Below are 13361 nucleotides of genomic sequence, written 5' to 3' on the forward strand. Positions count from 1 at the left end.
CAAAAGCGGAAGTAGCTCAGTTGGTAGAGCTCCAGCCTTCCAAGCTGGTTGTCGCGAGTTCGAGCCTCGTCTTCCGCTCTAAAAGTCTCAAATGAAAGTTTGGGACTTTTTTCTTTTTTGTCAAGGCGAGAAGTTTATCCCGAAGTAACGAAGTGAAATCGGGAAGCCTCGTCTTCCGCTCTAAAAGTCTCAAACGGAAGTTTGGGACTTTTTCTTTTCTGCCAAGGCGAGAAGTTTATCCCGAAGTAACGAAGTGAAATCGGGAAGCCTCGTCTTCCAGAGTCTGATTGATGTCAGGCTTTTTTATTTACCCCAATTTACAATTGTTTCGGGTTCCAATTCAACAGGTGCTTGATCTTTTTGAAATAAGCGCGCGGTTAAAGAACCTTTCAAAGTGATAGTACTTCCTGATACAGCCAACCAACTTCCCTCACGCAATCCCAAAACCGGTAAGTCATTGTAACAATGAAATTCCTTAATCCGTGTTTCACGAGTTTCTCCCATATGGGTACTATTAATTTCGGGATCCAAATAATGCGGATTCAAATTAAAAGGAACAGCACCTAAGGTTTGAAACGATGATGGATATACAATGGGCATATCATTCGTAGTCTGCATCGAAACCCCGGTAATATTACTTCCCGCACTGCAACCTAAATAGGGAGTGCCACTGGCGATAGCCGTTCGTAAATACTCCCATGCATTAATTGCATATAATTGCGCAACCAACTGAAAGGTATTGCCTCCACCTGTAAATATTCCTTCGGCTTCAAGAATTGCCTTTCCTGGGTCATCAAAAGTATGTAACCCTACGACCGACTTTCCTATTGTAGCAAAAGTAGCGCGTACTTTGGCGGTATAATCGTCATGACTAATTCCGCCAGGACGTGCAAATGGGATAAATAAAATGGTAGTGGTGTGCGCAAAATGTTCTTCAAGCGTGGGTAACAAATAGTCTAAATAGGTGCCGCCATGCAAGGTTGAAGTGCTAGCGATAATCATTTTTTTCATGAAAGCTGACATAATTATTTACTGCAAAGGTAACAATTAACAAAAATTTAGACCGATAGTGCAATGGGAACCGGAATGAAATTTGGTACTTTTACTCAATGAGATATTGGTTAATCTATAGTCTAATGTGCTTTCAGCTTGCCTTTAGTCAAGCCGAATCGGTATGGCTCGAGGGTTTAGTGCGCTCTGAATTGGGCAATGAATTATACAATATTAACGTTACTAATTTAGTGACACAACAAACGGTGATAACCAATGAACAGGGGAAATTCCGACTTCCTATTCATGCTAACGATGCACTTAAATTTAGTGCTGTAGGCTATGAGGATTACTATGTTAAAGTAGATGAATTAATTGTGAAAAGTCGACAATTAATAGTTAAACTCAAAGCCGCTGTTTACAGTTTAGATGCCGTTCAAATAGTTAAATTAGATGCCCAAAAAATGGGTATTATTGATTATAAACCCAAAAAATATACACCTGCAGAGCGAAGACTGCATACAGCTGGACGGTTTTCACCATGGCAAATTTTATTAATCCCTGTAGGAGGGATGCCGTTAGACCCCTTAATTAATGCGCTATCAGGACGAACGGCTATGCTTAAAAAAGAGTTGGAAGTTGAACGAAAAGAAAAAGCACTAGCGCGTTTGCATACGCAATTGGATTCGCTTTATTTTACCCAGCAGTTGCATTTGCCAGCCGATCGTGTTAAAGCATTTCAATACTATGCTGTTGAAAACGCGGAACTACGCCAGTTGCTTATTATAGAAAACAAGGAAAAAATGAAGTTCAAACTTGCGCAGTTGCTGGTTGAATTTTTGAAACCCAATGAAAATGAATTTAAAAAATAGCGTATTATTTCTTCTGTTTTTTGTTTGTACCGGATTTTCAGTGCATAAATTTTACATGGCTATTTACCAAGTTAATCATAATGTAGCTAAGAAGCGACTTGAAATCACGGCCCGTATTTTTGTAGATGATTTGAATACCGCTTTGGATAAAAAGTTTAAAACAAAACATTTTTTAGGCGCTGCCAATGAGTCGGAAACCGATCGGGATGATTTAAAAAAATACCTTTCGGAAAAGCTGAAAATTATAATAGGGAAGGAGTCAAAAACCTTAGTTTTGAAAAGCAATGCCCTAGAAGGTAATGTGTTGGTGTGCTATCTCACGGCTATTGATGTGTCAAAAATTACTTCTTTGGAAGTGCACAATGCCATACTCACCGAAATTTTTGATGAACAAGAAAATATGATGCATTTTCATTTAAACGGAACCAAACATACCCTAGTTTTGGATGCTGAAAAGACTAAAGGAATGTTAAAATAAGTTCCGATTACTTGACTACCTTTTGAGAAAAAGGTATTTTTATAACCCTAAAAACGATTCACAAAATGGTTAAATTGTCTAAATATCTAATGGTTGCGGGGTTTCTTTCCGCAGTTACAGTAAACGCTCAAGAAGCTCCAAAATCCGATCCAAGTTTCAGAAATAGTGATAAATTCAAACAAATGTATGATGTGTTGGCTACGCCCAACATGTACCGTACGGCTTCGGGAGCACCGGGTCCGGAGTACTATCAGCAACAAGCCGATTATAAAATTAAGGTAGAATTGGATGATCGTAACCAAAAAGTTTACGGTTCAGAAGTGATAACCTACACCAATAATGCAAAAGAGTCCTTGGATTATCTGTGGATTCAATTGGACCAAAACCAACATTCTCGAAAGTCACTTTCACCTTTACAAAATGGGGACCGTACTGAACCCGCATTGGGAGCGCAGCAGTTTTCTCGTAAATACTTGGAAGAACGTTTTGACGGCGGTTTCACTATTGAATACATTAAAGATGCCGCTGGGAAACCCATGACATACAGTGTCAACCAAACCATGATGCGCGTTGAATTGTCCAAACCCTTAGCACATGGCGAAAAAATAAGTTTAAACATCAAATGGTGGTATAACATTAACAATTACCTTTTGGATGGCGGACGTTCGGGCTATGAACACTTTGATTCCGATGGAAATAATCTCTATGTTGTGGCACAATTCTACCCACGTATGGCCGTTTACAACGATGTGGAAGGATGGCAAAATCAGCAGTTTTGGGGCTCGGGTGAATTTGCTTTGCCCTTTGGAAATTTTGAAGTAGAAATCACCGTGCCTGCTGATCATATTATGGAAGCTACGGGGACTTTAATGAACCGAAACGAGGTATTCACTCCCGCTCAATTGGCGCGTTATGCTGAAGCCGAAAAATCATTTGATAAGCCTATTGTAGTTGTTACCCAAGAAGAAGCGATGGCCGCTGAAAAAGGGTTCTCAGATAAAAAGAAAACCTGGAAATTTAAGGCTGAAAACGTGCGTGATTTTGGCTTTGCAACTTCGCGTAAATTCATCTTAGACGCCATGGCAGTTAAACTAGCGACCAAAAATGTTATGGCCGTTTCTGTCTATCCTAAGGAAGGAAATCCATTATGGGGCGAATACTCAACCCGTGTAGTAGCCCACACCTTAAAAAGTTATTCTGCGCATACCTTTGATTATCCGTATCCAAAAGCCGTTTCGGTACATGCCCAAGACCAAGGAATGGAATATCCGATGATTTGTTGGAATTGGGGCCGTCCCGATGCTGATGGGAAGTATACTGATCGCGTAAAGAATGGAATGATCTCCGTAATTGTACATGAAGTCGGACATAATTTCTTCCCCATGATTGTCAACTCCGATGAGCGTCAATGGACCTGGATGGATGAAGGGTTGAACTCGTTCATGGAATATATGGCATTAATGGAATGGGATCCAAAGTTTCCTGCAACCCGTGGCCCTGCTAAAAATATTGTGCCTTATATGAGTGGTGACCAAAAGAATTTAGAGCCCATTATGACCAACTCCGAAAGCATCCGTCAGTTTGGAAATAATGCCTACGGAAAACCCGCATGTGGATTGAATATCTTGCGCGAAACCATCATGGGGCGCGAATTGTTTGATTATGCGTTTAAAACCTATGCCAACCGTTGGAAATTTAAACACCCAACCCCAGAAGATTTCTTCCGAACTATGGAAGATGCATCGGCATTTGACCTCGATTGGTTCTGGAGGGGCTGGTTCTATACTACCGATACTAATGATATCGGTATCAAAGAAGTGAAAAAGTATTTTGTTAGTAACGAACCTTCGAAAGAGGTTGAAGAATTTATGAAAAAACGCCGCCGTCGTAACGCCGATCCTGGACCGATGGTGTACATGATCGAAGAAGGTAGTGCCGATTATAAACCGACTTTAAACAAGCCTTTTGTAATTAAAGACTTTAAGCCATTAGAGGATTATGTGACGCAACATTTTACAGCAGAGGAGCGTGCAAAGTTAAAAGAGCCGAAGTTTTTCTATCAAGTGACATTTGATAAACCGGGTGGTTTGGTGATGCCGTTGTTAGTCCAATTAACTTTTGAGGATGGAACAACTGAATTTCATCAATTTCCTGCACAAATTTGGCGTATGAACGACAAAGAAGTGAGTCGCACCTTTGCTACAATCAAAGCAATTACGAAAATTACAGTCGACCCAAAAGAGGAAACAGCGGATATTGACACCCAAAACAATGTATGGCCAAAACAAGAAGTGAAGTCAAAATTTGACTAATTACTTCGTACCTTTGTTACATTAATTTAGGAATTATGTTTGGAATAGGAGGCGGCGAGTTAATCTTCATCATCTTTATTGCGTTGATGCTTTTCGGGACGGATAAAATCCCAGAATTTGCTCGTACGTTCGGGAAGTTCATGGCTAATTTGAAAAGTACGACCAACGAAATCAAATATGAAATTCAGAAAAGCGCTCAAACCGAAGGGATCACTGATTCCATGAAGGAGCTGACCGAAACCTTTACTAAAGAAGTCGATCAAGCTAAAGAGAGCGTTAGTCCAGCTGGATTTATAGATTTAGGAAATGATTCTCCATTGGATGCCGTCAATCCTGTGAAAGAAGTTGAGGAAGCTATCGAAAATATGACAGGCCCAATTAAAAGAAAGCGGTAATGGTTGACCAACTTATTTTGTGGGACCAGTCGCTTATGGTCTTCTTGAATAATTTGGGTTCACCAACCTACGATGGTTTGTGGTTGTTTCTTACCAAGCAGTTCTATTGGTCGCCCTATTTTGCAGTAATACTATACCTAACCTATACGAAATTAGGAACGAAGAATTTCCTCTATCTGCTTCTTTTTACCACACTGTTATTGATGGTTACCGACCAATCGGCCAATCTCTTCAAGAATTATTTCATGCGCTTGCGTCCCTGCAATGAGCCCGCTTTAGAAGGATTGATTCGAGTAATAAAATCAAGTGATACCTATAGTTTTTACTCGGGTCACGCCACCAATTCCATGGCGACTACTGTATTGGTGTTTTCGCTGTTGCGCCCGTACTATAAATACGCGCCCTTATTATTCTTGTTTCCGTTGATTTTTGCCTACAGTCGCATCTATTTGGGCTTGCATTATCCCGGTGATATTTTGACCGGCTATTTCTTTGGAGCAGGCTATGGCTACTTAACGTACCGCTTGTACCGCAAGTTTATTTTAAAGGATTAATTTCAACACCCGACTTACCGTCAAGCCATCGCGAATGGGAAGCAATACGGTTTCTACTCGGGGATCATTTTTTAAAAGTGCATTGTATTCCAAAAGGACCTTCGTACTGGTATCACGGGGATCCAATTCCTCCAATACCTTGCCGCTCCACAATACATTGTCGGAAAGGATAATACCACCGGGATTCATCATCGGCACAATGAGTTGGAAATAGGCAATATAATTTTCTTTATCGGCGTCGATAAAGACCAAATCAAACTTTTTATCAAGGGTAGGTATCACTTCCAAAGCATCTCCTAAATGCGCTTCAATTTGATTTTTCCAGGGCGAAAGGTCAAAATACTTTCGTTGGATGCCCACCAATTCTTCTTTGATATCGATAGTGTCTATGGTGCCATCCGTTGCCAATCCTTCAGCTAAACATAAAGTAGCGTAGCCGGTGTAGGTCCCAATTTCCAAAATATGTTTCGGTCGAATGATTTTTGAGAGCATACTCAGCACTCGGCCTTGAAAGTGTCCACTCAGCATACGTGGTTGCAACACCTTTTGGTGTGTTTCCCGAAAAAGGTGTACCAATAACTCCGGTTCTTCCTGTGAATGCCGCTCGACATAAAGCTCCAGTTCTTCAGAAATGAAATGCATAGGATTGATTTTGTGCAAAAGTACGAATTCAAAGTGGATTTAATCGCTGCTCCGCAATAGTCCCGACTTTGAACAAAATAACCATCAGTCATTCTCCGAAATTTTGGGATACGCAGGTTGGGTTAACTTTCTACTTATAAGCCTTGGAATTCAAGCGCTAACCAACTGATCTACGGCAGTGGAATAAACCTCAAACTCCAAACGCATAATTTATAATTTCTAATTCAAAATTTCTAATTCCTAATTACCTTTGCCTTATGGAAGACAAAAAAGATATTCGAGCGCTTACTAAGGATCAGTTGCGCGATTTTTTTGTAGCTCAAGGCGAGAAGGCTTTTCGGGGGAATCAAGTTTATGAATGGCTGTGGACCAAAGGGGCTCATTCTTTTGAGGCCATGACAAATATTGCCAAAGAAACACGCGCTTTATTGGAGATCCATTTTGTCATTAATCATATTCAGGTGGATCAAATGCAACGCAGTGCAGACGGTACGGTGAAAAACGCGGTGCGCCTTCACGATGGATTGGTAGTCGAAAGTGTGCTGATTCCAACCCAAACGCGAACAACGGCCTGTGTGTCGAGTCAGGTGGGTTGTAGTTTGGACTGTAATTTTTGTGCAACTGCTCAACTCAAGCGTATGCGCAACCTTCAGCCCGATGAAATTTATGATCAAGTGTTAGCTATTGACCGTGAGAGCCGGTTGTATTTCAACCACCCATTGTCTAATATTGTATTTATGGGTATGGGTGAACCCCTGATGAACTATCCCAACGTTATGAAAGCGATCGAAAAGATTACCTCTAGCGAAGGTTTGGGCATGTCACCTAAACGTATTACCGTTTCGACATCGGGTATTCCAAAAATGATTAAGAAAATGGCCGACGATGCTGTAAAGTTTAAATTGGCTGTCTCACTTCATTCCGCTATTGAAAGCACCCGCAACACGATTATGCCGTTTACCACCAATTTTCCGCTCACCGATCTACGGGAGAGTTTAGAATATTGGTACAAAAAGACTAAAAGTAAGGTTACTTATGAATACGTAGTATGGAAAGGCATTAACGATAACCGCGAAGCCATCGAAGCTTTGGTGAAGTTTTGTAAATATGTTCCGTGTAAGGTCAACTTAATTGAATACAATCCAATTGATGATGGGGTATTTCAACAAGCCACCGAAGAAGCCATTCAGGCCTATATTACTGCGTTGGAAAAAAACGATATTGTAGTTAAGGTTAGACGTAGCCGTGGTAAAGATATCGACGCAGCCTGTGGTCAGTTGGCCAATAAATCCTAAAAAAAAAAACGTCCCGATTTGTTCGGGACGTTTTTCTTTGTAAATCAATTGAATTAATTACCGATTATAATTGTATAGGTATTTCCGTTAAAGGTAAACAAGGCTGTGTTGTCACAAGTTCCGTCACCATAGTCCAACGTTCCAGTGTTGCCATTGCGAACAATTGAAATCACCCCACTCACAATTAACGGTTTGTTAGCAGCCATACAGCTCATTTTCACATACAATGGCGAAGTGATTGTGCTGGTTTGTAGGGTGGTGTTTGGGAATGATGTGGTCCAACTTCCAGTTACTTTGTATACATTGTCTGCTAATATTCCGGGCGTAGTATAACCTTCAACAATTTCACGGATGCGTTGCCCGACACGTTGGTAGCTATTTCCGTTTGGAAAAGTAGCGGTCATATCCATATTCATGGTTACAATAGGGAGACTTGGCATAGTAGCGGTTGCCGTTGTCATGGTGCGAGTAAACGTTTTATTACCAACAAACTTTATACTGTTGTGGTAGAAGTTGTCAAAAGCATAGTTAATCGTATGCGTGGTAGCACCAGGATTATAAACAAATGTGATGATAATTCGACCTTTTACTACATTTCCACTTGCCAATAAACATCCGGTAGTACCAAAGTCAATCGTTTTAGTTACTTGAGTTCCGGGCGTGATTGGAATTCCAAATGCTGGCACGCGGGTTACAGTTGTACAACTCGGAAGAGCATCTAAAATCGGTTCGGTAGTTCTTCCAGATAGCGAATTGTCATAGGTGTTTTTTTCTTCCAACTCTACGATATCTGTCACATCATTATTGGCAATATCCATTTTAGCATTGACAGTAGCTTCTTCGGCGGTAATAAATATTTCTTTATCCTCTCGGTTGCAACTAACTAAAAAGCTAACGACAAGGGCACTTAAAATCCATTTTGTTGTTTTCATAGGTTTTAATTTATGGTTCTACAAATTAGAACTCTAAAGTTAAAAAAAGTTTAATGCAATTTCAAAAAATTTTTACACAATAGGGAATGTTGTATCTTTGAGGGCAATGAATATTACGGCACAAATAAAACAGCCTATCCAAGATGAGATGGAACTTTTCGAGAAGAAGTTCCGAGAAGCGATGTCATCGCAAGTTGCTCTGCTCAATCGAATTACCTACTATATCGTTAACCGCAAGGGCAAACAAATGCGCCCGATGTTTGTCTTTCTAACTGCCAAAATGCTCAATAACGGAAATGTAGAGGAGCGCACCTATCGCGGGGCAAGTGTGATCGAATTGATTCATACCGCAACTTTAGTGCACGATGATGTTGTTGATGATAGCAACCGCCGCCGTGGTTTTTTTTCCATCAACGCCTTGTGGAAAAATAAAATTGCCGTATTAGTAGGGGATTATTTGTTGTCTAAAGGGCTATTGCTTTCAATAGATTATGGTGATTTTGATTTGCTTCGTATTATTTCCGTGGCCGTTCGCGAAATGAGTGAAGGGGAGTTGTTGCAAATAGAAAAAGCACGGCGTCTGGATATTACCGAGGAAATTTACTACGAAATCATCCGTCAAAAAACGGCTACTTTGATTGCTGCTTGTTGTGCATTGGGTGCCCGTTCGGTTTCTGATGACGAAGAGGAGGTTGAACGCATGCGCAAGTTTGGCGAACTAATTGGTATGGCATTTCAAATCAAAGACGATTTGTTTGATTATACTGATGATGCAATAGGTAAACCCACAGGAATTGATATTAAAGAGCAAAAAATGACCCTCCCCTTAATTTATGCGCTAAATAATTGCGCACCTTCTGAGAAAAGCTGGTGCATCAATTCAATTAAAAACCACAATAAAGACAAAAAACGGGTAAAAGAAGTTATCCAATTTGTTAAAGATAAAAATGGATTGGCCTTTGCCGAACAAAAAATGACTGAATTTAAGCTTGAGGCTTTGGCCTTACTCGAGCATTTTCCTCCTTCAATCTACAAGGAGAGCCTTGAATTGATGGTAAATTATGTTACTGAACGCAAAAAATAAGATTTTTAAAGGCGTTTAATTGCAGTAATCAACTGCATATTTTTATCATCTTTTCAAAAACAACACGGTAAAGCAGCACAATATTTCTTTGGGACTTCGATTAGATTTCAATTAAATAGTTCCCCCTTTGTATTCTTTGGGATGGACTCGAAAAAGACGTCTTTGTTGCGGCGTCTTTTTTTGTATTTTTACACGACATTAAAAAAATTTAAGTTTGATTACCAAAGAAACTATTGATAAAGTATACGATGCCGTTCGTGTTGAGGAGGTGATAGGCGACTATGTCCAACTCAAACGCGCGGGTAGTAATTTCAAGGGTTTGAGTCCGTTTTCAGATGAACGCACACCCTCGTTTATGGTTTCGCCGGTTAAACAAATTTGGAAAGATTTCAGTACCGGTAAAGGCGGAAATGCAATCGCTTTTATAATGGAACATGAGCATTTTTCATATCCCGAAGCCATACGGTATTTAGCCAAAAAATACCAAATTGAAATCGAGGAAACCCAGCGCACCGATGAGGAAAAAGAAGCTTTAAACGAGCGCGAAAGTATGTTTTTGGTAACTGAGTTTGCCGCACAGTATTTTCAAAAACAATTGACAGAGACCGAAGAAGGAAAGGCTATTGGTGGGACCTATTTCAAAGAGCGCGGTTTTACAAAAGATACGATACAAAAGTTTGGTTTAGGCTATTCTCCCAATGTTTGGGATGCGTTAACCAAAGAAGCCCAAACGCAAGGATACCAACTTGAATTTCTTGAAAAAACAGGACTAACCATTGTTGGTGAGGACAAAATATTTGACCGATTTAAAGGTCGTGTGATGTTTCCCATTCAAAGCATGTCGGGTCGTGTGTTGGGGTTTGGCGGACGCATTTTAACCAACGATAAAAAAGCAGCCAAATACCTTAATTCGCCCGAAAGTGACTTGTACCATAAAAGTAAAGTGCTCTATGGTATTTTTCATGCGAAGCAAGCTATAGCCAAAAACGATAATTGTTATTTAGTCGAGGGCTATACCGACGTCATTCAAATGCATCAAACAGGTATTGAAAATGTGGTGGCTTCATCGGGAACTGCATTAACGCCCGATCAGATTCGATTGGTAAGTCGTTTAACCAAAAATATAACCGTATTGTTTGATGGCGATGCCGCAGGATTGCGCGCTTCGTTACGCGGTATTGATTTGATTTTGGAAGAGGGAATGAACGTAAAAGTCTGTACTTTCCCCGATGGTGATGACCCGGATAGTTTTGCAAAAAAGACACCTTTGCACGATTTAATCGCCTATTTGGATACCAATGCCAAAGATTTTATTCAATTTAAGGCGTCATTATTAATGAATGAAGCCAAAAATGATCCGGTAAAAAAAGCAGAATTGATCCGCGATATGGTGGTTAGTATTGCTAAAATCCCCGACCGTATTAAACGTGAAGTTTACGTTCAAGAATGTTCCCGAATCATGGATATTTCTGAAGAGGTCTTGTTTAATACCCTAGCCCAAATGGTTAAAAAAGATTTGGATGCGTTGGGGAAACAACATAAAGAAGAACAAAAAGCTTTTGAAGTACATCGCAATAATTCATCTACTCAACCTAGTGAGGGAGTCGACATTCAATTGTTATTAGAGCGCAAGATTATAGAGATTCTTTTATTGTATGGAGATAAAGAAGATGATTTTGAAGATATTTTGATTAAAACCGATGAAAATGGCGAAATGATTGAGGTTAAGGAAGTTAATCGTTACAAGGTTTTTCACCGTATTTTCTTGAGTTTGCAAGAAGACGAAATTGAATTGGCGCATCCGGGTTTCAAACAAATTTATGACGACGTAATCCAGTATTACCACCAAAATGAAATCTTTGAATTAAATCAATATATCGCGCAACTTCCTCTCGAACTTTCCCAAGAAGTCACGGGTATATTGTTGAATGAAGAGCGCGAAGTGCTCCATAAATGGGAAGCTAAAAACATTTTGGTAAAAGCCAAAGATCAGTCGACAGGTCAATATGTAACCGAAACGATTTTAACCTTGCGTTGGTATTGGGTCAATCAAATTATTGATGAACTAAAAAAAGAAATCAGTCCGGAGACGGATGGTGATAATTCAGAAACATTGGCATTAATTGTCGATTATTTAGGACTTACCAATGTTTTTTCCAAAAAACTTGGACGTGTAATCTCAAGGCACCGACTGAATTAAACGATATCCAGCGTTTTCGCTTTATTCACTAAATCAACAAGATTTGTAACGTTTAATTTTTGCAATAAGCGTAACTTGTAGGTGCTGACTGTCTTTTCGTTTAGGTTTAAAATTTTCGAAATTTCATTATTTTTCTTTCCATCCGATAGGTAGCGCAATACTTCGATTTCACGGTTGGATAATTTTCGGTATACACGTTCCGTTTTGTTTTGTTTTGCAATTAAAGCAAGGTTTTTCTTAATGGTGTCGCTCATCATCACTAAACCTTGATGTACGCGAATTATCGTGGTTCCTAGTGTTTCCAATTTAGACCCTTTGTGTACATAGCCCACTGCACCCGCTTTTATTGCATTGGGGGCATAAACTTGTTCATTGAGGTTGGAAAAAACCAAAACCTTGGTGCTGGGAAAGTTTTTGATAATCGCTTTTAATTCGTAAATACTTTTCAATCCATCGAGTTCTAAATCGATTACCAATACGTTAATCTCGCGATTGCGCAATGCATCGGGTACCATATAAAAACTTCCAACATTGGAAACAACCGAAATTTCAGGATGATCTCTAAAATAAGATTTAACACCATAATGAACCACGGGTAAATTATCGGCAAGACAAACTGTAATCATACTTAACGTTTTTAGTGGTGAGTTTATTTATTTTTTAATTCCCTTTTTACCGAAATGCTTCCGGAATTAAACATACGGGAATTGGATTCATTTTGTGTTTATTGGCTTGGTTTAAGCGTTGGTAAATGGAAAACACTTCGCGTTGTCTTCCTTCAAATTCATCCATTTGACATCCTTTGGCCGCTGCTAGCATTGCCCATTCCAATTCATCATAGCTGGCTCCTAATTGATCTTCGTCAGTTCGGTTATCGCCAAAAAGCCCATCAGTTGGTGCCGCTTGCTGAATGGATTCTGGAATATTTAAAAACGCACCAAGTGCATACACATCACTTTTCATTAAATCGGCAATCGGACTAACATCTACACCTCCATCACCGTATTTGGTGTAAAATCCAACCCCAAAATCCTCCACTTTATTTCCTGTCCCCACCACCAATCGACCATGAATTCCCGCTAAATAATATAAAGTACTCATGCGCAAACGTGCGCGCGTATTGGCCAACGCTAAAAAATAGGCTTTCTCGTCTTTGCTCGGGGGCACTTCTGTTTTAAAACTTTCAAATATAGGGGTAAGGTCAACTCGCGTTTCGGTTACATTAGGGAATCGTTCCATTAATTGCGCGATATGTTCTTGGGCCCGATTTACTTGACTTTCTGCTTGATAAATAGGCATTTCTACACACAAAGTTGGTAATCCTGTTTGGGCACAAAGTGTTGAGGTTACCGCCGAATCTACACCACCCGATATGCCAATGACAAATCCTTGTACGTTTGCTTTTTCAGCATACGACTTGAGCCACGATACGATATGCGCATTGACTTGAGCTACTTGAAGCGTGCTAATTTTTGTCATTTATTGGGTTGTGCCTAAAAAATCTATTAACTAACGTATATTTGCAAAAATATTAATTTATACGAATATTCATACCTTTTCGTTTGTTGTTAATTGATTATGCGATTCTTAATTTTAATTGCACGATC

General features: G+C 39.8%; 13 protein-coding genes and 1 tRNA gene. 9 read left to right on the forward strand and 5 right to left on the reverse strand.

What is annotated here, in order from left to right; all coding sequences use genetic code 11:
• Positions 1-5: 5 nt before the first annotated feature.
• Positions 6-78, forward strand: a tRNA-Gly gene (locus tag Q0039_RS04375).
• Positions 79-303: 225 nt separating this feature from the next.
• Here Q0039_RS04375 and pepE read toward each other — a convergent pair.
• On the reverse strand, positions 304-1011 hold the full coding sequence (gene pepE, locus Q0039_RS04380; RefSeq protein WP_297509647.1) for a dipeptidase PepE: 708 nt from the start codon (positions 1009-1011) through the stop codon (positions 304-306).
• Between the two features lie 125 nt (positions 1012-1136).
• Here pepE and Q0039_RS04385 point away from each other — a divergent pair, with 125 nt between their 5' ends.
• The 5 genes from Q0039_RS04385 to Q0039_RS04405 all read left to right on the forward strand — a co-directional run bounded on the left by Q0039_RS04385 (position 1137) and on the right by Q0039_RS04405 (position 5601).
• Entirely contained in the window at positions 1137-1862 is a 726-nt protein-coding gene (locus tag Q0039_RS04385) for a carboxypeptidase-like regulatory domain-containing protein (RefSeq protein WP_297509651.1), read from the forward strand.
• Positions 1846-2340: a DUF6702 family protein gene (locus Q0039_RS04390; RefSeq protein ID WP_366520872.1), complete on the forward strand. Its 495-nt coding sequence runs from the start codon at positions 1846-1848 to the stop codon at positions 2338-2340. Before Q0039_RS04385 ends, Q0039_RS04390 begins: the two co-directional genes overlap by 17 nt.
• A gap of 65 nt (positions 2341-2405) precedes the next feature.
• Complete coding sequence (locus Q0039_RS04395) at positions 2406-4652, forward strand: M1 family metallopeptidase (protein ID WP_297509657.1); 2247 nt, start codon at positions 2406-2408, stop codon at positions 4650-4652.
• A 35-nt stretch (positions 4653-4687) separates the two neighbouring features.
• On the forward strand, positions 4688-5047 hold the full coding sequence (locus tag Q0039_RS04400; RefSeq protein WP_297509660.1) for a twin-arginine translocase TatA/TatE family subunit: 360 nt from the start codon (positions 4688-4690) through the stop codon (positions 5045-5047).
• Positions 5047-5601, forward strand: a complete 555-nt coding sequence (locus Q0039_RS04405) for a phosphatase PAP2 family protein (RefSeq protein WP_297509663.1) — start codon at positions 5047-5049, stop codon at positions 5599-5601. Before Q0039_RS04400 ends, Q0039_RS04405 begins: the two co-directional genes overlap by 1 nt.
• Here the strand turns inward: Q0039_RS04405 and Q0039_RS04410 are convergent.
• Positions 5590-6243, reverse strand: coding sequence for an O-methyltransferase (locus Q0039_RS04410; RefSeq protein ID WP_297509665.1), 654 nt, complete (start codon positions 6241-6243; stop codon positions 5590-5592). The two genes, Q0039_RS04405 and Q0039_RS04410, sit on opposite strands and share 12 nt — an antisense overlap.
• Before the next feature lie 257 nt (positions 6244-6500).
• On the opposite strand from Q0039_RS04410, the gene rlmN reads away from it, so the two are divergent.
• Positions 6501-7538 carry a 23S rRNA (adenine(2503)-C(2))-methyltransferase RlmN gene (gene rlmN / locus Q0039_RS04415; protein WP_297509667.1) on the forward strand — a complete coding sequence of 346 codons (1038 nt, stop codon included), beginning with the start codon at positions 6501-6503 and terminating at the stop codon, positions 7536-7538.
• A gap of 53 nt (positions 7539-7591) precedes the next feature.
• Here rlmN and Q0039_RS04420 read toward each other — a convergent pair whose 3' ends face one another.
• A complete protein-coding gene (locus Q0039_RS04420) occupies positions 7592-8470 on the reverse strand; it encodes a hypothetical protein (protein WP_297509670.1) in 879 nt (292 codons plus the stop codon).
• Positions 8471-8576: 106 nt separating this feature from the next.
• Between Q0039_RS04420 and Q0039_RS04425 the strand changes: the two genes are divergently transcribed.
• Together Q0039_RS04425 and dnaG are read left to right on the forward strand one after the other, a co-directional pair.
• Positions 8577-9554, forward strand: coding sequence for a polyprenyl synthetase family protein (locus Q0039_RS04425; protein ID WP_297509673.1), 978 nt, complete (start codon positions 8577-8579; stop codon positions 9552-9554).
• A 214-nt stretch (positions 9555-9768) separates the two neighbouring features.
• Entirely contained in the window at positions 9769-11754 is a 1986-nt protein-coding gene (gene dnaG / locus Q0039_RS04430; RefSeq protein ID WP_297509676.1) for a DNA primase, read from the forward strand.
• Here dnaG and Q0039_RS04435 read toward each other — a convergent pair.
• Both Q0039_RS04435 and nadE read right to left on the reverse strand, forming a co-directional pair.
• A complete protein-coding gene (locus Q0039_RS04435) occupies positions 11751-12380 on the reverse strand; it encodes a response regulator transcription factor (RefSeq protein WP_297509679.1) in 630 nt (209 codons plus the stop codon). The genes dnaG and Q0039_RS04435 overlap by 4 nt on opposite strands.
• Before the next feature lie 46 nt (positions 12381-12426).
• Positions 12427-13233, reverse strand: coding sequence for an NAD(+) synthase (nadE, locus tag Q0039_RS04440; protein WP_297509682.1), 807 nt, complete (start codon positions 13231-13233; stop codon positions 12427-12429).
• Between the last annotated feature and the right edge of the window lie 128 nt (positions 13234-13361).

Source organism: Flavobacterium sp. (assembly GCF_027484945.1).
In the GTDB taxonomy this organism is placed as follows: Bacteria; Bacteroidota; Bacteroidia; order Flavobacteriales; family Flavobacteriaceae; genus Flavobacterium.